The sequence below is a fragment of the Streptomyces sp. NPDC007856 genome, assembly GCF_042868225.1.
GTDB lineage: Bacteria > Actinomycetota > Actinomycetes > Streptomycetales > Streptomycetaceae > Streptomyces.
The window spans coordinates 346,569-367,039 of the sequence record NZ_JBIAEC010000008.1 but is presented as its reverse complement, the minus strand read 5'-3'; the positions used below and the strand labels follow the sequence as shown (position 1 = coordinate 367,039).

Here is a 20,471-nt window from a genome sequence, read left to right as displayed (position 1 = left end):
GATGAGCCTGGACCCAACGGGGAAGGGCCGCAAACGGTGGACCATGCGCTGGAAGGCACCCCTGAACGCGTTCCAGATCGCCTTCGAGGGCCGCCCGACCCCCAGCAACAACTGACACCTCAACTACCAAGATCAGCCGTTAAGTTGACACACCCCATGACGGCCCGGAGACGGCCAAGGCTGCCTGAGTTGGCCCCTCATCGGTGGGAAACCTGCCGATGAGGGGTTTCTCTGTGTCCTGTCTCGGCGAACCCATGATTGCCGAGCCAGGCCAGGAATCAGGCTCCAGCGATGGTCCGGCCCGGCATCGGCTCCGCAAGCGCGGCCCTCCAAGCTGGCGCGTCGAAGGGGTCGGCGAAGTACTGCGTCTCGTGCACCACGTGCTGGTCAGCGAATTCCATGATGCTCAACGAGTACGAAGGCACACCGTCGTAGGTGATGACGCATTCGCTCACCCACAGATTCGCATGGCCGGTGATCCGCTGGACGGTGAAGTGCCGCTCGGCCGGGTGCCCGCCGCGTTGCGCGGAAATCGTCGCGCGGCCCCGGAACCGCTCACCTGACTGCGGGTAGTCCAGAATTGCGTCCGTGGCGTAGATAGCATGCTCGGCTTCGGTGTTCCCGCGTTCCGAGGCCCGCCAGTGCTCCTCGATCGCGGCCCTGGTCCGGGAGTCAGCATCCATGGCACCGTCCTTCCGTAGCGGCGCCAGCCTAGGCACTCCGGGCCGCAGCCGGCCCAGGGCCAGGCGGACATGGGCGGCCAAGTCCTCCCTTTGGCTGGATCGGGGAGGGCGGCCGACTTCCCTGGAACGGTGTCGGATTACCGTCACCTGCCCGTCATGCGTGCCGATCTCGGCCTCTGAAGCGTCGCGGGCAAGCCACCCGCAATCGACCCCTGAAGCGTCTCTCCCCGACCGACGGCCCACAGACCGCCCAAGCCGCCCGACACAGCCCCTCATTGGCGAAGAAACCGCTGGTGAGGGCCTTTTCATGCCCTCCCCTGGCAAGTAACACCCCATCTTGCCTGACAGCCAGGCCCGGATGGAAACCCGTTAGGCCGGGGGGCTCTGACCTGGGTGTTTGCTTGTTGTCGAAGGGTGGCTCGTTCGTCTCTGTGACAGTGGAGCGCTGATCAGTGATGGGCGATCATGAGCCCATGAGTCACGGCTTACGTCGTATCAGCGGACTGGCGGTCATGATCGCGGGCATCGCGTTGGGTGCCTGGGTGGTTTTCGGGACTCCGCACGACTGGCATGGTGCCAAGGTCCTCGGGCGGCTGGCGCTCGGCGGACTGGGGGCTGTCGGAATGGTGGGGGGTTCGGCAGAGCTGATCTTTCCCGACACTCCCCGGGACGGGCCCAGCACCCCTCAGGACGGGCCCGGCGCGCAGAACGACGAGGCGTGACGGCGGACCTGGCTCAGTCGCCGGGCTGTTCCCGCTTGCGCAGTACCACCAGCACCGCGCCGCCGATCACCACGAAGCCGATGGCCACGCCCGCGATCAGCGGGGTGATCGCGGAGCCGCCCGTCGCGGCGAGGTTGGTGTCGGGGGCCGTGGTACCGCCGACCGAGGCGGGGCTGGGCTCGTTGTGGACCTGGGTCGTCCGTGTGGTGATCGCGCCCTGCGTCTTGCAGTCGAGGACCCCGGTGAAGCGGTGGCTGAAGCCATCGGGTCCGGTGATCGTGAAGTCGTAGGCCTGGTCCTCCTGGAGCGGGACGGTCACCGTGCGGGAGGCGCCCGCGGGGATGGTGTGCTCGGCGCCCATCAGCTCGAAGGTGAAGGACTTGTCGCCCTTGTTGGCCGCGAAGATGTCCAGGCCGCCCTTGGCACAGTTCTTCCGGGCCGACACCGCCGGTATGGCGCCCTCGTCCGCCCAGGTGGCGGTCGCGGTCGCGGAGACCGTGGACTCGCTGGAGCCGGCCAGGATCTGGGTCTGGCTGCGGCTGTCGGAGGCGAAGGCACGGCCCACCGGCACCGTGGTCGACGCCTGCACGGTCAGCTGCGCCGCGCCGTTCGTGGCGTCCTCGGGAATGTCGAAGTACAACTGGGTGCCGTCCTGCGCGGACGTCATCACCTTGCCGGTCTTGTCGGTGATCCGCACCCCGCTGGTGGCCGCGTCGGGCGGCGGACTCACCGTGACGGTGCCCGCGTTGGTGTGCACGGTCACCGGCCCCAGCACATCCCCCGGCCGCCCGGAGACCGCCTGTGGGTCCAGGGTCAGCGAGGCCTGCGGTTCGCCGAGGGCGCGGGCGCTCCTCTGCAGATAGGCGGCGAGCTTCTCGGCTTGCGGGTCGACGGCGTCGACCTTCGCGTGGTCGGAGTAGCGCCAGATGGCCACCTGGGTGCCGGCCGCCGCGTCCTGCTCGGTCAGGGTGCCGGCGCCGGCCTGCCGGGCGAGCGCGGCGAGGTCGTTGACCTGGGGATAGGAGTGCTGCAGGATCCAGCGGATCCGGCCGGCGTCCTTGTTGCCGCCCAGCGAGGTGCCGCTCCAGGGCATCTCCTGGTAGAGGGCGTCGCGCTGGGTGGGGTTGTTGAGGTCGACGCAGTACGTCCGGAGGGTGCCGCCGCCGTCGACGGACATCTCGAACAGGCCCGCCTCCACGCGCTGGTCGCCGCCGTCCTCGTGGATCACCGCCTCGCCGTAGGTCTTCAGACCGTTGATCGTGGCCGTCGCCCCGCCCTGGGTCTGCGGTCTTCCGTCGGTCCCGTCGGCCACGGCCGTACCGGCGCCGGACAGCACACCGGCTGCCACGAGGCCGGTCACCGTCGTGGCGGCGGCCAGGCGGGCCGCTCCGGCGGAACGGCTGAACCCACAGAGCGCAGCAAGCACAGAATTCCCCTTCGAGCAGGACCCGTTGGACGCGGGGGACGGTCCCACCAGCAGAATCGGCAGCCCCTAGGGGCACGCCCGGCATCCTATGAATCAGCCGGAGCCTCTCCTGCCGGTCGGATGATCTGATGGGCGATCCGATCCGTAATCGTTATCGCCGGGACCGTCCATGAGCTGGGCATATCGACAAATCCACCGGTTCGTACGGGGCGTTGGGCCACCAGGGCCCCGGTCCGCCTCCGCTCTGCCGAGCCGGCCTGATGTCACGTCACCGCCACTGGCTCCGCCGCCTGTTGGGGCACAGCGTCTCCCTCGTCCACGACGCCGGCACTGGCGGGATGCGGTGTCTCCCAGTTCGGCTCCGGCCGGGTCCCCGTCACCGGTGCCTCCGACTTTGCCGAGCGCTGGAAGGCGGCCGTACCGCGTGACAGGTCGTGGCCGATCGCCACGGCGTCGATGTCGGCGGAGGCCCACTGCTGCTGCCCCTCGCGCACCTCCGTGCGCACCTTCAGCCGGCCCTGTACGACGACCGGCTGGCCCACCTCCACGCACGCGGCCACGTTCATCCCGAGCTGCCGGTTGGCCCACACCGTGAAGAAGTTGGTGTGCCCGTCCGTCCAAGCGTTCCTCTCCCGGTCCCAGTAGCGCGCGGTCACCGCCAGCCGGAACCGGGCCGACGGCCCCGCGGCCGACTCCCGGTACACCGGCCGGGTCGCCACGTTGCCCACCACGCACACGGTGGTCTCGTTCATGTCCTCACTCCCCTCCCCCGCCCGGCCCTTCCGACCGGGCGGACACGCGCACGGGGCCGTCCTGTACGGCGCCGTGTCCGTCTTGCATGCCTGTCGTGTGTGTCTGTCGTTTGTGTCTGTCGTTTGTGTCTGTCGTTTGTGTCTTTCGCGTTCGTCCGCCGCGTTGGTCTGTCGCGTTCGTCCGTCGCGTTGGTCCGCCGCGTTGGTCCGCCGCGTTGGTCTTTCATGCATGTCTGCCGTGCGGGCGCGTACGAGCGCCGTACGTGCCCGCACATCCCGCCGATCGCGCGCACCGTCCGCCACCGTCCCTCAGGCCGGAACCGCCGTGCGATCGCCGCGACCCCAGAGTGCCTCCGCCGGACGGAGCCCGCTGAGAGCTGTGGACGACCGCCCCACCTGTGGAAAACCCCGCCACCCGCACGAGTGACCCCATCGCCGGCCGCCATCTGCACCCCCGCGCCCGCCCACGCCGTCATCCCGCCCCGGGAACCCGCCGATCACCCACGGATCACCCTTCACCCGGATCAACGCGGAAGCCCCTGAGCCCCTGAGCCCCTGAGCCCCTGAGCCCCTGAAAACACCCGAGCCCCTCCGCCCAAAAAACGCCGGAGGCCCCGGAAACACCCGAGGCCCCTTGCGCTCACACTCACCCCCGCCCCGGCTCACCCCACGTCCACCCCACCCCGCGCAACGCGCCCGTACTGCTCCCGGACCTCCCGATACCGCAAGAGCTCCGCCGCCACCGGATCGAGCACCCGTGCCCGGCCGCAGCCGGCGGCAGCCTCCCGGAGCCGCCGTTCCGCCTCCTGGCCGTAGCGCCGGGCCGGGCCTCTCGCCGCCATCCGGCACCCCCACTCCACCAGCGGTCCGCCGACGATCCCGCACACCATCAGCAGCACCGGAACGCCGAGGTTGGGCGTCATGGCACCGACGATCTGGCCGAGCAACCACAAACCGCCCACGACCTGCAGCAGGGTCATCGCCGCCTGGGCCAGCACCGCCGCCGGCCACCAGCCCGGCCGCGGCGGCCGGCCCGGCGGCAGTCCCGCCCGCGCCGCCAGCTCGTCCAGCGCCTCCGACAGCCCCTGCGACCCACGTACGGCCGCCTCGCGCACCGCCTGCGCCCATGGCGCGGGCAGCCCGGCCGAGGCCCGGTCGGACACCGTACGGACCGCCTGTTCGACGCGCTGGCGGGCCGTGGCCTCCTCCTCGGGCTGGGCCGCCCGCACCGGGATGCGGCCCGTCGTGGACTCGCCCCGGGAGTGGTACCAGCGCCACAGTCGCAGCCAGGGCGTGCCGCAGGCGCGGTTGGCGTTGCGCAGCCAGGCCCGCTCGGCGGCCTCGCCCGCCGCGGTTGCGCCCACAGCGTCCGCGAGCCGGTCGGCGAACTCCTCGCGCGCCTCCTCGCTGAGGCCGACCTGCCGCCCGGTGGCGTACACGGGCCGCAGCCCGGCCGCGGCGGCGTCCACGTCGGCCGACACCCGGCGGGCAGCCGCGCCGCGCTCCGCCACGAACTGGCCGAGGGTCTCGCGCAGTTCGCCGATGCCGTCGCCGGTGAGCGCGGACAGCGCGAGCACGGTGGCGCCCGGTTCGCCGTACTCGCCGAGCGCGATGCCGTCCTCGTCCAGCAGTCGGCGCAGATCGTCCAGGACCTGGTCGGCGGCCTCCCCGGGCAGCCGGTCGATCTGGTTCAGTACGACGAACATCACCTCCGCGTGCCCGGCCATGGGCCGCAGATAGCGCTCGTGCAGCACGGCGTCGGCGTACTTCTCCGGGTCGACCACCCAGATCACCGCGTCGACCAGCTTCAGGATCCGGTCGACCTGCTTACGGTGCTCCACGGCTGCGGAGTCGTGGTCGGGCAGGTCGACCAGGACCAGCCCGCGCAACTGCGCCTCGGCCTCCGCACTCTGCAGCGGACGGCGACGCAGCCGGCCCGGGATGCCGAGCCGGTCGATGAGACCCGCCGCGCCGTCGCTCCAACTGCACGCGATGGGCGCGGCGGTGGTCGGGCGTCGTACGCCGGTCTCCGAAATGGCCACTCCGGCAAGGGCGTTGAACAACTGCGACTTACCGCTGCCGGTCGCGCCCGCGATGGCCACGACGGTGTGTCCGCCGGAGAGCTTGCGGCGTGCGGCCGCCTCGTCCAGCACCCGGCCCGCCTCGGCGAGGGTACGGCTGTCCAGGCGGGTCCGGGAGAGCCCGACCAACTCGCGCAGGGCGTCCAGCCGGGAGCGCAGCCGGCCGTCGTACGCGAGCGGGGCCGATGTCTGGCTGCCGGGCAGGCGGCCGCCGCTGTCCAGGGCGGAGGCGCGTTCGGCGGCGAGGGTGGCGGCCGTCGCCTCTGTGACACGCCGGGCGATGAGACCGTCGTCCCAGGGCTCGGAGGAGTCGGGGGACTCGGGGGGATTGGGGGACTCGGTGGGCTTGAGGGATTCGGAGGACTGGAGGGGCCTGCGGGACTCAGGCGATCCTGGGAGCTCAGGACACTCAGGGGACTCACGGGACGTGGGGGATTTCGGCGGCAGCGAGGAGTCCGACGACCGCGAGGGCTCCGAGGGATCCGAGAGCTTGGGCGCCCGGGCGGCGTCTGCGTCCGCCGTCGCGCGGGAGGCGGGGGTCGGCGTGAATACGACCGGGGCTGGGAGCGTCGTGAGAGGCGGGACTGGAGGCGCCGGTTTGGCCGGCTGAGCGGGTCTGGCGGGGGGACTCGGCTCGGCTGTGGGGTGCGGGAGCGGGTGTGGCAGATGGAGCTGCGTGGCGCCTGCGGCGTCGGCGTGCTTCGCTCCCCGCTCGTCCGGGTTCTCCCGGTCCACGGCTCCGCCGTCGCCCTCTACCGCACCCTCGTCCCCGCCCCGCACGCGCGCGTGCGGCCCGCTGGACGGGCTCTCGGGGCCCGGGTCGGCGACGTTCCGGTCGTCTGTCTGCTCACCGGCGATGTGCGCGGAGGCATTGGAGACATTGGAGGCGTTGGAGGGGTTGGAGGCGTCGGACGTGTCGCGGACGTCCGCGCCCCGTTCCCGACCACGATCCCCGACGTGCCCCTCCCCGGCCGCCGGCCCTTCGCCGGAACCGGGACGCGGGCTCCGACCGCCCCCAAGCCGCCCTGCACGCTCGGCCACACCTGCGTGGTACCCGAAGCGATCCACGTACTCGAACCGATCCACGCGGTTCATGTGCGCCACGCGATCGACGGGCTCCACACGATCCACGGGCTCCGCGGGCTCCACGCGGTCCACAAGCCCGGACCCCACGTGACCGCCATGTTCCACGGGCCCGCTACCCCTTTCGTTGCCATGGCTGCCGGGCTCCATGTCCCTCATGCGTCCAACGCGCCTCATGTGGTCGGTGTGATCCGTGTGGTCCTGGTCAGTGACGGCGGTCACCGGTCACCTCTCCTTCTGCAGTACGGACAGCGCGGCGATGAGCGCGGCCTGGGGCTCGGGATGGACGTCCAGGGCATCGAGCGGGGCGAGGCGCCGCTCGCGTTCGGTGTGCAGGACGCGGTCGACGTGTTCATCCAGCAGCCGCCCGGCCCGGTCGCGCAGCCGCAGCGCGCCGTGCGCCCCCATCCGCTCGGCGAGCCCCTCGCCCGCGCTGCGCGCCCGGCGTCCGCCGAGCAGCGCGGTGGTGACCAGGGCGGCGACGGCTTCCGGGTCGGGTGCGGAGGCGGCGCGTTCCAGCTCGCGTACCTCGTCCTCGGCGTATTCCTCCAGCTCGCGCCGCCAGCGCCGTACGGCGACACCGATGCGGTGTTCGGTGCTCTCAGCGGTGGACTCGCCGGCGGCGAGGGCGAGGGCGGCGCCGGCCGGGTCGCGCCGCCAGGCCTCGTCGATGCGCTCGTCTGCGGCGGTGACGGAGCACAGCAGCAGCGCGGCCAGGCTCGCCACGAGGGCGTCGATGAGTTCGCCGGGGGTGCAGTCCAGGGGGAAGGCGCGCCAGCGTTTGAGGGCGTCCCCGGCGAGTACGGCGCCGGACTGGAGCCGGCCACGCACGCGCGCGTGCTCGCTGTCGTAGGCGGCGTCCACGACGGCGATGAGCCGGACGGCGGCGGCGTACTGGGCGGCGGCGGCACTGGCCAGCTCGGGCATGCGGGACTTGAGGGAGTCGAGGAGACCGTACGTCGTACGGGCCATGACATGCTCCCGGGCGGCGGGGTCCTGGGCATGGTGCACGAGCCAGTTCCTCAGCGGCGCGACAGCGGTGGCGGGCAGCAGGCCGGCGCCCCAGGCCGACTCGGGCAGCTCGGGCACGGTGAAGCGGGGTACGTCGCCGAGGCCGGCCTTGGTGAGCAGGGCGCCGTACTGCCGGGAGACCTCGGAGACGACCTGGTGGGGAACGCGGTCCAGGACGGTGACCAGGGCGGCGTCGTACTCCTTGGCGGTGCGCAGCAGGTGCCAGGGGACGGCGTCAGCGTAGCGGGCGGCCGTGGTGACCATGATCCAGACGTCGGCGGCGCAGATCAGCTCGGCTGCGAGGACGCGGTTGTCGGCGACCAGGGAGTCGATGTCGGGGGCGTCGAGGAGGGCGAGTCCGCGCGGGAGGGTGTCGGCGCTCTCCACGCGCAGTACGCGCGCGGGGCGGTCGCCGGGGACCGGGAGGTCGTCAGGGTCCTCCTGGGGCGCCCACACGCGCGTGAGATCCGGCAGCACGCGCATGCCGCTGAACCAGTGATGATCCTCCGGATGGCAGACGAGCACCGGCGTCCGGGTGGTCGGCCGCAACACACCCGCCTCGCTCACCCGGCGGCCGACGAGCGAGTTGACGAGCGTCGACTTGCCGGCGCCGGTGGAGCCGCCGACGACGGCCAGCAGCGGCGCCTCGGGCTCCCGCAGGCGCGGCACCAAGTAGTCGTCGAGCTGCGCAAGGAGCTCGTCGCGGTTGGCACGCGCGCGTGGGGCCCCGGGCAGGGGCAGCGGAAAGCGTGCGGCGGCGACACGGTCGCGCAGTGCGGAGAGTGTGTCGAGCAGCTGAGGCCGAACGTCCAAGGTCACCACATGCGAAGAATGCCCAATTTTAGGGGAATTCTGAAGCATATGGATATGTCTGCGCGCCGACGGGACAGAAAGGGCGCAACGGGCGACCGGGACACGGGTGCAGCCCAGGCATAACGAGTACACAACACCCGGTGCGCCGGACGCCAAAAGTGGTGCACGATTCGTACCTGCCTGCGATTATCGGGATCGCTTCACCAAACCTCCACATCGAGCCACGGAGGCGAAGCGACAGGGTCCAGGAACAGGGAGCTTTATCCTTGGATCCGCCACCAGGCCCCCGTAGCTCAGTGGATAGAGCAGGCGCCTTCTAAGCGCTTGGCCGCAGGTTCGAGTCCTGCCGGGGGCGCAAGTCTCCGCCCTCCCCCTGGGGAGGGCTTTTTGCTGGTCAGGGCGGGTGCCAGCCGACACGGCGAAGCCCCGGGCGCCCTCTTGATGATCAAGGGAAGACTCCGGGGCTGTCCGGCTGTCACCGGGTTTTCGCGGGTGGCCGTGTCGAAGTTCCCAAGCGGTGGGAAGATCAGCCAGCGCCCGGCACCTCCGCCTCCGGGAGGTCGCCCGCGGCTTCCAGCCGCCGTTTCAGGTCCGGCAGCTGCCCGTCGATGCATCGGGCGTAGGTCGCCAGGAGCACGGCCACGCTGTTCCCGGCCCACTCCGCCACCTGGGCCGGCGGGATGCCGTCGTTGAGCCACTTGGTCAGGCGCGTGTTCCGGTTGTCGTACACGCGCCGCCCAGTGGGCGAGTCGAAGACGTGCGGGGGCAGTACGGCCTTACGCGCGCTGTGCCACGCCCGGCGGATGACGGCACCGGCGAGAATGCCGCCCGACTCCCCCTGGAACAGCAGATCACCCGGCTGGAGCTGTTCGTCCTCGATGTGCTGTCGCAGGATGCGCGTGAGGGACGGATGCCCCGGCACCGTGCTCGTCTCGCCCTCAGCGCGGCCTTTCAGGTCGCGTTGCTCGTGGATCTCCCCCGTGTCGGTCCACTGCTTCCCGACCTCCGGAGTCGCCGTATGGATCAGCAGCTCGCACCACTGGTCGTCGGCGTCGGGCTCGGGCAGGGTCAGGTCCTCCACCCGTATCGCTACGGCTTCCTCGGGCCGAGGGCCGCAGTAGTACAGCGTGGCGAAGAAGGCGTGGAGCCGCTTGCCACCGCGCGGCCGGCGCCGAATCCAGTCGAGGATTGCCGCCGCCTGCTCGGGGTTCAACAAGGATCGCTTGTCCACGGCGTTCGTGGTCTTCGTGGCAGCCGTCGACTCCACTTCATGGCCACGTTGAGGATCCGGCGGTTGCGTTTCCGGGACCAGGCCGCCGCTTGCTTGCCGTCGAGGCGCGTGTCGATCGTCTGCAGGACCTGGTCGACCTTCTCCGGGTCCTCCCAGGCCGAGACGGGAAGGGAATTCCGCTCGACCCACTTGAGGATGGCCACCACGTCTCGGGGTGCGTCCGGGCACCGGTTGGTGTTGAAAGCCCAATCACGCAGCGCGGTGCGTACGGCCGCAGGTGCGAACTGGGTGGGCTTGGCCCACAGCAGGGCGATGGTGGTGGCGGTCATGGTCTTGGCGATGTTCTTGCGGCTGTTACCGCCGAGTTGAGACCAACGGGCATCCACGTACTCGACCGCGAACTTGTACCAGCTCATGGCAGCCGACTTGGAGCGATGGGACACCGGCAGACCGGTGGCTACGACGAACGCGTCGCCTTTGCCCGTGGCACGGATGAGCTCAGAACGGAAGCCTTCGGCCAGCGCGACGGTGTTGAAGGGCTCACGCCAGCGCTTGCCCGCGACCACCCAGCGCACGGTGTACGTGGTCTTCCGGACGCCCTTGTAGGTGAGGATCTTGTAGGTCTTCACGTCGTACGTCGTCTCCATCAGGCGGCGTCCTCGCAGTCGTCGAGCCAGTGGTCGAGGTCGCTCCGCCGGATCCTGAGGTCGCCGTTCGGGAGCTTGATGCAGCGCGGCGCGCGGCGTTTGGCCCGCCAGTCGTAGAAGGTCGAGCGGGAGATGGCCAGTTCCTCGCAGACCCCTGCGAGGGTGAGCATGGTGCGTCGTGACCGGATGGCCGTGGTCATTCCGTGCTCCCTTCGTCCTGGAGGGCGTCGCGGGCGGTTTCGCGGTTGGTCTGGAGGTCGCGGGCGATGGTCGCGGCGAGGGCGGCTTCACCCGGCGTGCGGCCGTGGGCGGCGTACTGCCAGTCCGCCAGGACGAGGACGGTGTCCGGCTCGCGGTCGTCGAGGCCGAGGACGGATACCTCCTGGGCAGCGCGGTAGTCGCCCGGCGAACGCGCCTTCGCTCGCCTCAAATCCTGGCGACTGCTGCGACAAGCACGCTGCTCGACCAACCGCATCGGCCGGACCGTGGCAGCCGTTCACGCCCTCTTGACCTGCCAATACTCAGGATGAAAGAGGTTCACTGGGCTGCATGCTCTACGAATTCCTCACCGGCCGCCCTCCCTTCGCCGGCCCGGAATCCGAAGCCGTCCTATACACCCACGTCAACGTCCTCACCCTCCTCGACAAAAACCTCACACCCGCCCCAATGCCATGCAAGCCCTAAAAGCTCTCAAAAGTGGCGGCGAATCGTCCTGCTGCGGCGTTGGTGTTGCGCGAGGGTGACCGCGGCGAGTTGGAGCGGTTGACCCGTTCCTCGATGAACCTCGTCGTAGGCTGGTTCTCGATCGCCGGACGACAAGCCATCCACCTCGGCACCTACACTTCGGTCAAAGACCTCAACGCCAAGCTCCGCACGTACATTGACGGCTGGAACGACCGCGCCCACCCATTCACCTGGACCAAGACAGCAGACGACATCCTCAAGAAGGCCAACCGTAAGAAGATCTCAAGCGCGGAGCACTAGTCGACGACGACTCGAAGAAGACCAGCAGGATCACGCGACACTAGAGAAGGCGGCAACCAATGAAAATTCGAGACCTCCATAACGAATTCACCGCGGACCGCGCCGCCGCCGAGCGTGCCTACTATGGGAAATTCCTCACTCTCGAGGGAATCTCAATCCGAACGGGCGAAAGCCAATATGGTACGCCGGTGGTGGATGTGTCAGATGTCCCCGGAGGCCCCCACCTCGCCATCTTCGTACTGCCGTTTGACCACCGAATCAAGGAATCATTCCGGATCGTGCGAAGCGTCCCGCTGGGCGTCACCGTCACCGTCAAGGGAGAATGTCGGGTCTTCAGCGAGGACGGAACAGTGCTGGTCATCAAGCAGTGCGAACTCCTCACCCCATGAGTCCCTGCGGGCCATTTCAGGTGCGGTGACATGGCGAAGCCCCTCGTCGTTGGTGTGGTGATCTCACTCAACACGCCATCGGCCGGGGGGCTTCGTTGGTTCCGCATCCTTCCATGCTCGACGTGCCCTTCGAACTGGTCGAGCACGTCTCGTGGCTCATCTACGCCCGAAGGCGTGAACTTCGGTCGCCATGACGCAAGTTGGGCTGCTTCAAGCAGGCCCTGCTGGTCCTGGCACACCTGTGGAAGAACGAGACGCTGGCGCAGGTCGGTGCGGGGTTCGGGGTCTCCGAGGCCACCGCGTGGCGGTATGTGCACGAGACCGTCGAGGTCCTGGCCTCGTGGACACCGGGACTGCACGAGGCCCTGGCGGGGCTGGGCGAAGACGACTTCGTCATCGTAGACGGCACGCTGATCCCCACCGACCGCATCAGGGCGGACGATCCCTATTGCTCCCAGAAACACCGCAAACACGGCATGAACGTTCAGGTCATTGAACGTCCTGCCGGCACACCACTGTGGTTCTCCCGGGCGACGCCGGGACGAACCCACGACCTGACCGCGGCCCGCACCCACGACATCGTCCAGGCCTGCCTCTCGCGCCAGATCCTGGCCTGGCCGACCGGGCCTACCAGGGAGCCGGCGCCACCGTCCGCACCCCCTACTACGGCCGCCGCGGCCTGCCCGAGCACTACCAGCGCTGCAACCGCGACCACGCACGTCTTCGGGCGCCCGGCGAACGCGCCTTCGCTCGCCTCAAATACGTCTCACCTGTTGCTTGGTCTCCTCGTCAATTCCTTCATTTCTGATGATCGCTTGAAAGGAGGAAACGCATCCTCCTTTTGTTCTTGACTGACCCAGCGGGCCAGCCAGAATGAGCGCGACCAAGACGGCATCAATGGCCATGATCAGCGTGGGCCACTTGTGTGTGACCCACAAAACGAACGCGACGCCAGTGACTGCAAAGACGACGACCCGATCGCGCATAAACGTTGCAGTGCGGGTGATTGACCGAACCCAACCGGCGAACAGGCGTGGACGCCTGCGAACTATCCACGCAGGCGAGAGGCCCACCACCCAAGGCAGGGCCCGAGCCCAAGTTGCTTCGGGACGAAGGAGTCGAGGGACGGCCAAGTGCTTCCAACGTATGCGTGCGAGCCCTTGCGATCCTTCTGCTGGTCGTCGCAGGCTTCTTCGCGGGCACCTTGTTCTACCTCGTGAAGGGGCGCCGGGACTCCAGCGCATCCAGGTGCTGCCCCACTCATGCACATACCGATGTGCCTTACGAGTGAATACAGCCGTCCGTTGATCGGCGGACGACGTCACAGCGGGAAGGCCATTCTGCGTATCGGACAAGTCACGGGCAGGGAGCGCCGTATGCCGAAGTTCCTCATCCAGGCCACCTACACGCCCGAGGGGACGAAGGGCTTGCTCAAGGAAGGCGCAAGTGGCCGCCGCGCCGCCGTCGACCAGGTCGTCGCCGACCTCGGCGGAAGGGTCGAGGCCATGTACTTCGCCTTCGGAGAGGACGACTTCGTGTGCATCCTCGACTTCCCCGACCCAGTCTCCATGGCCGCCGTCAGCCTCAGAGTCAAGGCCAGCGGCGCGCTCCACACCCGGGCCACTCCCCTCCTCACTCTCGACGAGATCGACGAGGCTGCCCGCCGACAGGTCACCTTCCGCCCTCCCGGCACGTGAGCCGAGCCGGCCTGGCGGGCAGTGCAAGACTCGACAGGGCAACGGCGACCAGCGACGGCCACCGGGCGGTCGACCCGTCAGGAAGGCGCGCCCGCCAGGACCTCTACCTTCCCGGTGTCGAGGGAGTAGTAGGCGCCGACCACGGCAAGACTGCCCTTCCTCACGAGCGGGGCCAGGTCCCGGTTGGAGCGCAGGTCGGCCGCGGTCAGCTTGGCCTGCGCGCGGGCCATGGTCTCGACCGGGTCGGCACCGCCCTCCTTGACCGCCTGTTCGTACGCCGGACGCAGAGCCTTGGCGATCGCTTCGAGATTCCCCGGCAGCGGCTTGCCGCCCTGGAGAGACTTGTACGCCGCCTCGACGGCTCCGCACCGCTGATGCCCGAGGACCACGACGAGCGGAGTGCCGCTCGTCATGGGCCCGTACTCCACAGAGCCCGTGACCACCGGCCCGACCGCCTCTCCTCCGGTGCGCATCACGTACAGGTCGCCCAGCCCGGTGTCGAAGAGAAGTTCCGGCGGCACGCGGGAGTCGATGCAGGCAAGGATCGCGCCGAACGGCTTCTGCCCCTGGGCCACGAACTGGCGCCGGTTCGGATCCCGGTCGGGGTGTTGAATGTTTCCGCTCACCCACCGCTTGTTGCCGTCCATCAGCCTCGCGAATGCTGCGGCGGGCGTTGTCGGGCTCACTTCCGGCGAAGCACTGGTCGTCAACGAGGTGGCACTCGTCGATGAGCACCCCGCAAGTGCGGCCGCGGAGGCCGCGAGTCCACCAGCGAGCAGAGCCCTGCGATTCGGGTGTTCCGCTGCGACCATCGGTCGTTTCCCCTCGATTCGCCGAGACGCTTGCATACGCCATGACCAGGCGATTGTTCAGCGCGGTGAGGAAACCGGACCGCAGACACAAGCAGGCGAGGGCCACTTTCCCGCAGACGGCCCACAGCATCAGTTCCGGCGGCCGCATGAAAGTCCTGTGCCGGCCGCTCGGCAGCACACGCAAGGGGCGGTACAGCAGTGATGTGCGCACGGTGCCGAGTGGGCACCGCACACGCGAAGGCCCCTGGCCGATGCGCCTGGCAGGGGCTCAAGGCCAACAGCATCGGGAAGTTCACGTCGGACGCAGGCTGCTCAGGCCCGGCTGCCGAGCCGACCCACCGGACACCGCCGCACGCACGGCGTGGTGGTCGTCAGCCGGCCGCCTTGGCGACGATGCGCTCCATCTCCTCTCGGCCGAAGGCCCGCAGCGTCGTGGAACGGACATTGCCCACCCCACCGAGCTGCAGGAGCGCCGCGGCGGCAGTTTCGTCGTCGGGTGCCTCGACCACGGCCACGAGGTCGTACAGACCGACGGTCCAGTAGATGTTCAAGAGCTTCGCGCCGAGCTTCTGTACCGCTGAGCCGAAGGTCTCGGCGCGCTTCGCGGTGTCCTTGTAGTTTCGGACCCCTTGATCGGTCCAGCTCAGCAAGGCAACGTACGTCGGCATGTCCTTCCACCTTCACGAGGAGACGGATAGCGAGGTCAATCCTGGGCGTCTGAGGCAGAACCCGCACGAGCTACGCGCCCGAACGAGCACAACCGCGACGGCCGATCGCGGTGGCTGATCATGCGCTGATGGCACAACGCGGCCCGCGAGCTCCTGTGGCCCGTCGCAACGTGGCCTGCGGCGCTGGGACGACCGCGGTTGGGAGAGCGCCCAGCGCCGCTGTCAGACCCACCCGCCAGAATCCGTCCGTGCTGACAGCGACCGACGGCCGTGGCCACACGGTGAACCGCCCCACGAAGCCCGCAGTAGGCACCATGCTCGCCAACCTGCGACGCGGCAACGCGTACTTGGTCCTTGAGCGTCAGGACGAGGGCCGTGAGGGCGACTGGTACATCCAGGTCTGGTTCCGCGGCAACAACACCTACTGGCTGGAGTACCGCGACGGCGTCGCGACCGAGCACTACCAGACCCGGACGGTGTCGCAGGAGAAGGTCCTGCAAGCGCTCCTCGGCTGGATGCTCGACAAGCCCGACTGGCGGAAGGGCTTCATGTGGAACAACATCGGCCACATGTTCGCGCCCGCCCCCGACAGCGAGGACGAGCCGACGGCGTAGAGCTGCCGCCTCGGCTCGTCCGTCGGCCTGATGCCGAGTGGTCGTTGCGGTTCCTGCGCCGTCATTCGCACTTCGTCTGTCTTCTGTCAACCCGGCTTGCCCTGACAGACGTCAATGGGCAGCGTGCTCAGGGCCGGTGGGGTAGATTAGGTCACATTCGTCGGGGTGGGGCGTAGAGTGGATACGGGACGGATGAGCAGTTCGCCGTACAGCGTGATGCGCGCCAGGTTGGTGGCCAGAACCGTCGAGCACTACCTCCGCCCCACTTTTCGGGTCCGCGATTCCGCGGACGATTCCGGCGACCGGCTTCGGTTCGACGCGCTCCTCGACCAACTGCCGGATCACCGGTCCAAGCCCGAGCCAAGACCCAAGACGTGGCTGGTGATCGGCGGTGCGGGCAGCGGCAAGAGCACCGCCGTCCTGCAGTACGCGATTGCGCTCCTGGACCGCGAGACCCCCTGCGTCGTCGTCGACAACCGCACGGTCAGGCAATTGGACGTGCACGGCCTGACCGTCAAGGACTTCGCCAAGCAATTGCGCCCGTCAGGCGTCGACGAGAAGTTATGGAAAGCGCACGTCAAGAAGAACCGAGTGGTCTTCCTGGTCGACGCGTTGAACGAATTGGAGCGCGAATTCGAGGACCGCGCCGAGTGGAAGTTCGTCTGGAAACTGGTCGCGGGGTCGCACGACTTCACGGTGCTGGCGACGTCCCGCAGCGAGTACGACGACCTGGACCGGACCATCCTGCGCGATGTCGAGACGATATCCATCGAGCCGCTGGGCGAGCAGGACATCGAGACCTACCTGGCGATGCGCGACGGGTCGGCGACCGAGGCGCTGGCCGAGATCAGGTCGGGCGACATGCTGGGTGTGGCGTCCAACCCGTTCATGCTGTCGCTGCTGACCGACTGGCTGCTCGGCACGCGATCCGTCCAGGACCGGGAGATCCCGCGCAGCCGCGCGGACCTGCTTCGGCAGACGGTGGTACGGCCCGACAGCGAGGGCCGGTTCGGCAAGTCGGAGAAGGACGCGGCGAAGCGCGGGCTCGGCATGGAGGCGGCGCTGTGCGCGGCGGCACTGGCCGCGATCACCACGGGCAAGGGCAACGCGGACTTCCTCGCCTGGGATGTGGAGGCGCTGCTCGGCCGGGTGTGGGACGACAGGGACGACATCGCCAACACGGTGAAGGCCTTCCTGGACACACAGATGGTGCAGCCGGTCGGTGGCGCGGCGGACGGCCAGTACAGCCTCATCCACCCGGCCTTCGTGGACTTCGGCCTGGCTCTGGCGTGGCAGAGCACCAGCCCGCCACCCGTCCTGCTGGACCCCGGCTACCTCGACCAGTGCCTGGGCGACTGGGTCGGCCTGCAACCCGACCCGGACAGCGCCGTGCTCGACCTGCTCGACCCGGACGCCAAGCCGCTGCCGCCCGAACTGATGGTGGACGTCCTCCTGGCCAACCGGGGTGTGTTGAGCGACGAGGTGCGCGGGGTGCTGTGGCGACAACTCGGCCATTGCTTCAACCAGGGGCGCCAGACGCGCGACCGCCTGGCCGCGGCGCTGGCCAGCCTGCCTTCGACCGTGCTGCGTGACGGGCTCCAGCGCGGTCTGCTGCGGGAGCTCAACGCCACGGACCCGGAGCTCGCGGACGACGTCTTCGCCGCGCTGTGGAACGGATCGCTGAACGCCCAGGCGCTCCAGCGCCTGCGCCGGACCCACCAGCGGAACAAGAAGCCGGCGCCGAAGGAACAGGATCGCGACGAGGCCCTCGCCGCGAAGCGGCGGGTGTGGCTGCGTGGGGAAGCCGATCCTCTCGCACGCCGCCGCAGCGCGAACTGGCTGGGCACCAACGGCGGTGAGCAGGACGTCGACGACCTGCGGACAGCGATGCTGGACGACCCGGACGCCACGGTCCGCGGCGCTTCCGCCACCGCGCTCGGGCGAATCGGCGCGCTTCGGGCCGTCCCCGCCCTGCTGAAGGCCGCCGCGGCCGACGGCGACGGCAGTGTCCGCGGGTCTGCCGCCAACGCCCTCGGCCTCATCGGCCACCACAGCGCCCTCGACGTGCTCACCACCACCCTCGCCGACGACACCGAGGCCAGCGTCCGGGGATCGGCAGCCAATGCCCTCGGCCTCATCGGCCACCAAGGCGCCGTCGACGCGCTCACCACCGCGCTCACCGACCCCGAGGGCAGCGTCCGGGGATCGGCCGCCAGCGCCCTCGGCCGCATCGGCGACTTCCGAGCCGTACCCGCCCTCTCCGCCGCGCTCACCGACACGGAGACCAAGGTCCGGGGATCGGCCGCCGACGCCCTCGGCCGCATCGGTTACCCCGGCGCCGTCGACGCGCTCACCACCACCCTCGCCGACGACACCGATGCCATCGTCCGGGGGTCTGCCGCCAACGCCCTCGGCCGCATCGGCGACCCCCGCGCCGTACCCGCGCTCGCCACCGCGCTCTCCGACGCCGATGCCATCGTCCGGGGATCGGCCGCCAACGGCCTCGGGCACATCGGCCACCCCGGCGCCCTCGACGCGCTCACCACCGCGCTCACCGACCCCGACTCCATCGTCCGGGGGTCTGCCGCCAGCGCCCTCGGCCGCACCGGCGACCCCCGTGCCGTACCCGCCCTCTCCGCCGCGCTCACCGACACCGACGCGGTCGTCCGAGGATCGGCCGCCAGCGCCCTCGGCCGCATCGGCGACCCCGGCGCCCTGGACGCGCTCACCAACACGCTCACCGACACCGATTCGGTCGTCCGGGGATCGGCCGCCAGCGCCCTCGGCCGTATCGGCCACCCCGGCGCCGTACCCGCCCTCTCCGCCGCGCTGACCGGCGACGCCGACAGCTTCGCCCGTACGTCGGCGGCCACCGCCCTCGGCCGCATCGGCGACCCCGGCGCCCTCGACGCGCTCGCCACCGCCCTCGCCCACGACACCGACACCTACACCAGAGGAGCGGCCGCCAACGCCCTCGGCCGCGTCAACGCCCCCGGTGCCCTGGCCCCGCTCACCGACGCACTTCTCCACGACACCGACGACAAGGTGCGCGGATCGGCCGCCAACGCTTTCGGGCACCTGGGTGACACGGCGGCCGCGGAGGTCCTGCGGGCCACCATCGGCAACCCCGAGGAGACCTATCTGACCCGCCGCGCCGCCGTGGGTTCCCTCACCCACCTGGACACCGGGGACGAGGCGTGGATCACGGAGGTCGCCGACCGGCTCAAGTTCACCGCCCGCAACCAGGACGGACGCGCCCTGCGCGGGGCCATCGTCGACCTGGTGGCCCGCCGGGAGATCAAGCCGAGGACGAAGGAATGGCTGATCGGCGTGATCCGCGAGGACAAGGACCCGTTGAACCGCACGACGGCTCTCGAAGGGCTGGCACGGGCCGGTGAGGCGGACGCGGACCTGATCAAGTTCATCATCGCGCCCGAGCGCCCGCGACGGGACAGGCGTCCCCGGGACACCAACGCGGCCGTCCTGGGCGTCGCGGCGGCGGCCGTCGTGCGCGCCTCGGCCGACCACCCGGCCTACACCGAATCCCTGCTCCCCAGCCTCATCCGCCTGCTCGTGCAGAAGAACACCCACTGGGCGACGGTCATCCCGCCGCTCACCCAACTGCGCCTGCTGCCCCTGCCCGTTGCAAACCGGGTGTTCTCCCGCATCGTGGAGCTCATCGGCGACCAGCCGCCGGAGAACCCGCACTTGGCGCCGGCGCTGGCCGCCGAACGGGAGTCATTGGCCGAGCGCGGGCGCGTGCAGGCCGATGTCGAGTCGTTCACCCGCAACCCCGAGGCGGTGCTCGCCGGGTTCCGCGAACAACGGAAATCGAGGTTCGAAGTGTCCGCATCCAGGACCGGCGACGAGTACCACGTCGCCCTGCTCACGGCCGTACCCGTGGAGACGAAGGCACTCTTCCACGCGCTCGACGAGCGCGGCATCACCGCGCACGAGGTGCAGCGCGACGGCCGGTACTACGACGTCTTCGAGCTGGTCTCGGCAGGTCAGCCCGCTGTCCGAGTGGTCACCACGCAGGCCACCGACCAGGGGGGCCAGTCGGCGGCGGCGGTGACGCGCGACCTGCTGTCCACGTTCCGGCCGGACCTGGTGTTCCTGGTCGGGGTGTGCGGCGGCTTCGGTGAGCGCGGGGTGTCGCTGGGCGACGTGCTGTTGGCGCGGGAGGTGTTCGACTACGGCCCGGAGAAGGTGAGACCGGAGGGTGGCGGCCTCAGGCCGCAGGTGTACCGGACCGACGGACAGGTGCTGCGGCTCGTCACCAGGCTCGACACCCGGGGCAGGCTGGACGCGTCGCTGGGTGACGGCGAGCTGCTGGTGAAGGACTTCGCGAGCGGTGAGAAGGTGATCGCCTGGCGGGATTCGGAACTGCGCGCCCAGCTGCTCAACCTGTCTGCCGACATCGGCGGGGTGGAGACCGAGGCGCACGGGGTGCTGCACGCGATCTGGGAGGCGTTCAAGGCGAAGGACTTCGTGGGCGGAGCGATGCTCAAGTGCGTCAGCGACGCCGGCGACGAGGAGATGACCGTGGACAAGAAGGCCAAGCAGACCGAAGCGGCGCGGCGGGCGGCGCGGGTCGCGCTGGACGTGGCGGCGGCGTTCCGCCGCGCGGACGCGTGACCCGGCCGCCGGGGAGCCGCACCCACTCGCCGTTGTGCCGCCCCGTCCGGTCGGGCGATGGGGCGAATGTCTTCTACGGCGGTGGTACGGCGGTGGGCCGAAGATCTTCTATTCGGTCTCGTGCGGCTCCGGCAGCAGGTGAATGACCCGCCCGTTCGCGCCGTTCCTCCCTCTCCTTCCGTTATGCCCCCTCCTGCCGGGATGGCCGTCTTTCCCAGGC

The 20,471-nt window shown here is 69.7% G+C and carries 16 protein-coding genes, 1 tRNA gene and 3 pseudogenes; 9 read left to right on the top strand and 11 right to left on the bottom strand.

Annotated elements, in window-relative coordinates; genetic code table 11:
- Positions 1–278 precede the first annotated feature (278 nt).
- Positions 279–683, bottom strand: coding sequence for a nuclear transport factor 2 family protein (locus ACFYOH_RS21660; RefSeq protein WP_388627725.1), 405 nt, complete (start codon positions 681–683; stop codon positions 279–281).
- A gap of 473 nt (positions 684–1,156) precedes the next feature.
- On the opposite strand from ACFYOH_RS21660, the gene ACFYOH_RS21655 reads away from it, so the two are divergent.
- Positions 1,157–1,405, top strand: a complete 249-nt coding sequence (locus tag ACFYOH_RS21655) for a hypothetical protein (protein ID WP_388627724.1) — start codon at positions 1,157–1,159, stop codon at positions 1,403–1,405.
- A 13-nt stretch (positions 1,406–1,418) separates the two neighbouring features.
- Here ACFYOH_RS21655 and ACFYOH_RS21650 read toward each other — a convergent pair whose 3' ends face one another.
- From ACFYOH_RS21650 to ACFYOH_RS21635, 4 genes are all read right to left on the bottom strand, one after another.
- On the bottom strand, positions 1,419–2,783 hold the full coding sequence (locus ACFYOH_RS21650) for a TQXA domain-containing protein (RefSeq protein WP_388627746.1): 1,365 nt from the start codon (positions 2,781–2,783) through the stop codon (positions 1,419–1,421).
- A gap of 311 nt (positions 2,784–3,094) precedes the next feature.
- Positions 3,095–3,583 carry a single-stranded DNA-binding protein gene (locus tag ACFYOH_RS21645; protein WP_388627722.1) on the bottom strand — a complete coding sequence of 163 codons (489 nt, stop codon included), beginning with the start codon at positions 3,581–3,583 and terminating at the stop codon, positions 3,095–3,097.
- Between the two features lie 662 nt (positions 3,584–4,245).
- The gene (locus ACFYOH_RS21640; RefSeq protein WP_388627721.1) at positions 4,246–6,705 is read right to left on the bottom strand and encodes a GTPase; all 2,460 of its coding nucleotides are present in this window, start codon (positions 6,703–6,705) and stop codon (positions 4,246–4,248) included.
- Between the two features lie 267 nt (positions 6,706–6,972).
- Positions 6,973–8,580, bottom strand: coding sequence for a dynamin family protein (locus ACFYOH_RS21635; RefSeq protein WP_388627719.1), 1,608 nt, complete (start codon positions 8,578–8,580; stop codon positions 6,973–6,975).
- A gap of 273 nt (positions 8,581–8,853) precedes the next feature.
- Here ACFYOH_RS21635 and ACFYOH_RS21630 point away from each other — a divergent pair.
- Positions 8,854–8,926 (top strand) — tRNA-Arg (locus ACFYOH_RS21630).
- A 171-nt stretch (positions 8,927–9,097) separates the two neighbouring features.
- On the opposite strand, the gene ACFYOH_RS21625 is transcribed toward ACFYOH_RS21630, so the two are convergent.
- The 4 genes and pseudogenes from ACFYOH_RS21625 to ACFYOH_RS21610 all read right to left on the bottom strand — a co-directional run.
- Complete coding sequence (locus tag ACFYOH_RS21625; RefSeq protein ID WP_388627718.1) at positions 9,098–9,802, bottom strand: tyrosine-type recombinase/integrase; 705 nt, start codon at positions 9,800–9,802, stop codon at positions 9,098–9,100.
- Positions 9,781–10,449 carry a hypothetical protein gene (locus ACFYOH_RS21620; RefSeq protein ID WP_388627716.1) on the bottom strand — a complete coding sequence of 223 codons (669 nt, stop codon included), beginning with the start codon at positions 10,447–10,449 and terminating at the stop codon, positions 9,781–9,783. Before ACFYOH_RS21620 ends, ACFYOH_RS21625 begins: the two co-directional genes overlap by 22 nt.
- Entirely contained in the window at positions 10,449–10,649 is a 201-nt protein-coding gene (locus tag ACFYOH_RS21615; protein WP_388627714.1) for a helix-turn-helix transcriptional regulator, read from the bottom strand. The genes ACFYOH_RS21620 and ACFYOH_RS21615 overlap by 1 nt, the downstream gene beginning before the upstream one ends.
- A pseudogene (locus ACFYOH_RS21610) lies at positions 10,646–10,852 on the bottom strand (replication initiation protein); the annotation flags it as partial. The gene ACFYOH_RS21615 and the pseudogene ACFYOH_RS21610, both read right to left, overlap by 4 nt.
- On the opposite strand from ACFYOH_RS21610, the pseudogene ACFYOH_RS21605 reads away from it, so the two are divergent.
- The 5 genes and pseudogenes from ACFYOH_RS21605 to ACFYOH_RS21585 form a co-directional block, all read left to right on the top strand.
- Positions 10,848–10,979: pseudogene (locus ACFYOH_RS21605) on the top strand (IS5/IS1182 family transposase); the annotation flags it as partial. The pseudogenes ACFYOH_RS21610 and ACFYOH_RS21605 sit on opposite strands and share 5 nt — an antisense overlap.
- A 166-nt stretch (positions 10,980–11,145) precedes the next feature.
- Positions 11,146–11,433: a hypothetical protein gene (locus tag ACFYOH_RS21600; RefSeq protein WP_388627712.1), complete on the top strand. Its 288-nt coding sequence runs from the start codon at positions 11,146–11,148 to the stop codon at positions 11,431–11,433.
- A gap of 59 nt (positions 11,434–11,492) precedes the next feature.
- The gene (locus tag ACFYOH_RS21595) at positions 11,493–11,822 is read left to right on the top strand and encodes a hypothetical protein (RefSeq protein WP_388627710.1); all 330 of its coding nucleotides are present in this window, start codon (positions 11,493–11,495) and stop codon (positions 11,820–11,822) included.
- 54 nt (positions 11,823–11,876) lie between these two features.
- A pseudogene (locus tag ACFYOH_RS21590) lies at positions 11,877–12,582 on the top strand (transposase family protein); the annotation flags it as partial.
- A gap of 616 nt (positions 12,583–13,198) precedes the next feature.
- Entirely contained in the window at positions 13,199–13,519 is a 321-nt protein-coding gene (locus tag ACFYOH_RS21585) for a GYD domain-containing protein (RefSeq protein ID WP_388627708.1), read from the top strand.
- 77 nt (positions 13,520–13,596) lie between these two features.
- On the opposite strand, the gene ACFYOH_RS21580 is transcribed toward ACFYOH_RS21585, so the two are convergent.
- Both ACFYOH_RS21580 and ACFYOH_RS21575 read right to left on the bottom strand, forming a co-directional pair.
- The gene (locus ACFYOH_RS21580) at positions 13,597–14,145 is read right to left on the bottom strand and encodes a carbonic anhydrase (protein ID WP_388627707.1); all 549 of its coding nucleotides are present in this window, start codon (positions 14,143–14,145) and stop codon (positions 13,597–13,599) included.
- Between the two features lie 557 nt (positions 14,146–14,702).
- On the bottom strand, positions 14,703–14,999 hold the full coding sequence (locus ACFYOH_RS21575) for a GYD domain-containing protein (RefSeq protein ID WP_388627705.1): 297 nt from the start codon (positions 14,997–14,999) through the stop codon (positions 14,703–14,705).
- Between the two features lie 248 nt (positions 15,000–15,247).
- Between ACFYOH_RS21575 and ACFYOH_RS21570 the strand changes: the two genes are divergently transcribed.
- Positions 15,248–15,613 carry a hypothetical protein gene (locus ACFYOH_RS21570; RefSeq protein ID WP_388627703.1) on the top strand — a complete coding sequence of 122 codons (366 nt, stop codon included), beginning with the start codon at positions 15,248–15,250 and terminating at the stop codon, positions 15,611–15,613.
- A gap of 192 nt (positions 15,614–15,805) precedes the next feature.
- A complete protein-coding gene (locus ACFYOH_RS21565; RefSeq protein WP_388627701.1) occupies positions 15,806–20,251 on the top strand; it encodes a HEAT repeat domain-containing protein in 4,446 nt (1,481 codons plus the stop codon).
- The last annotated feature ends 220 nt before the right edge of the window (positions 20,252–20,471 follow it).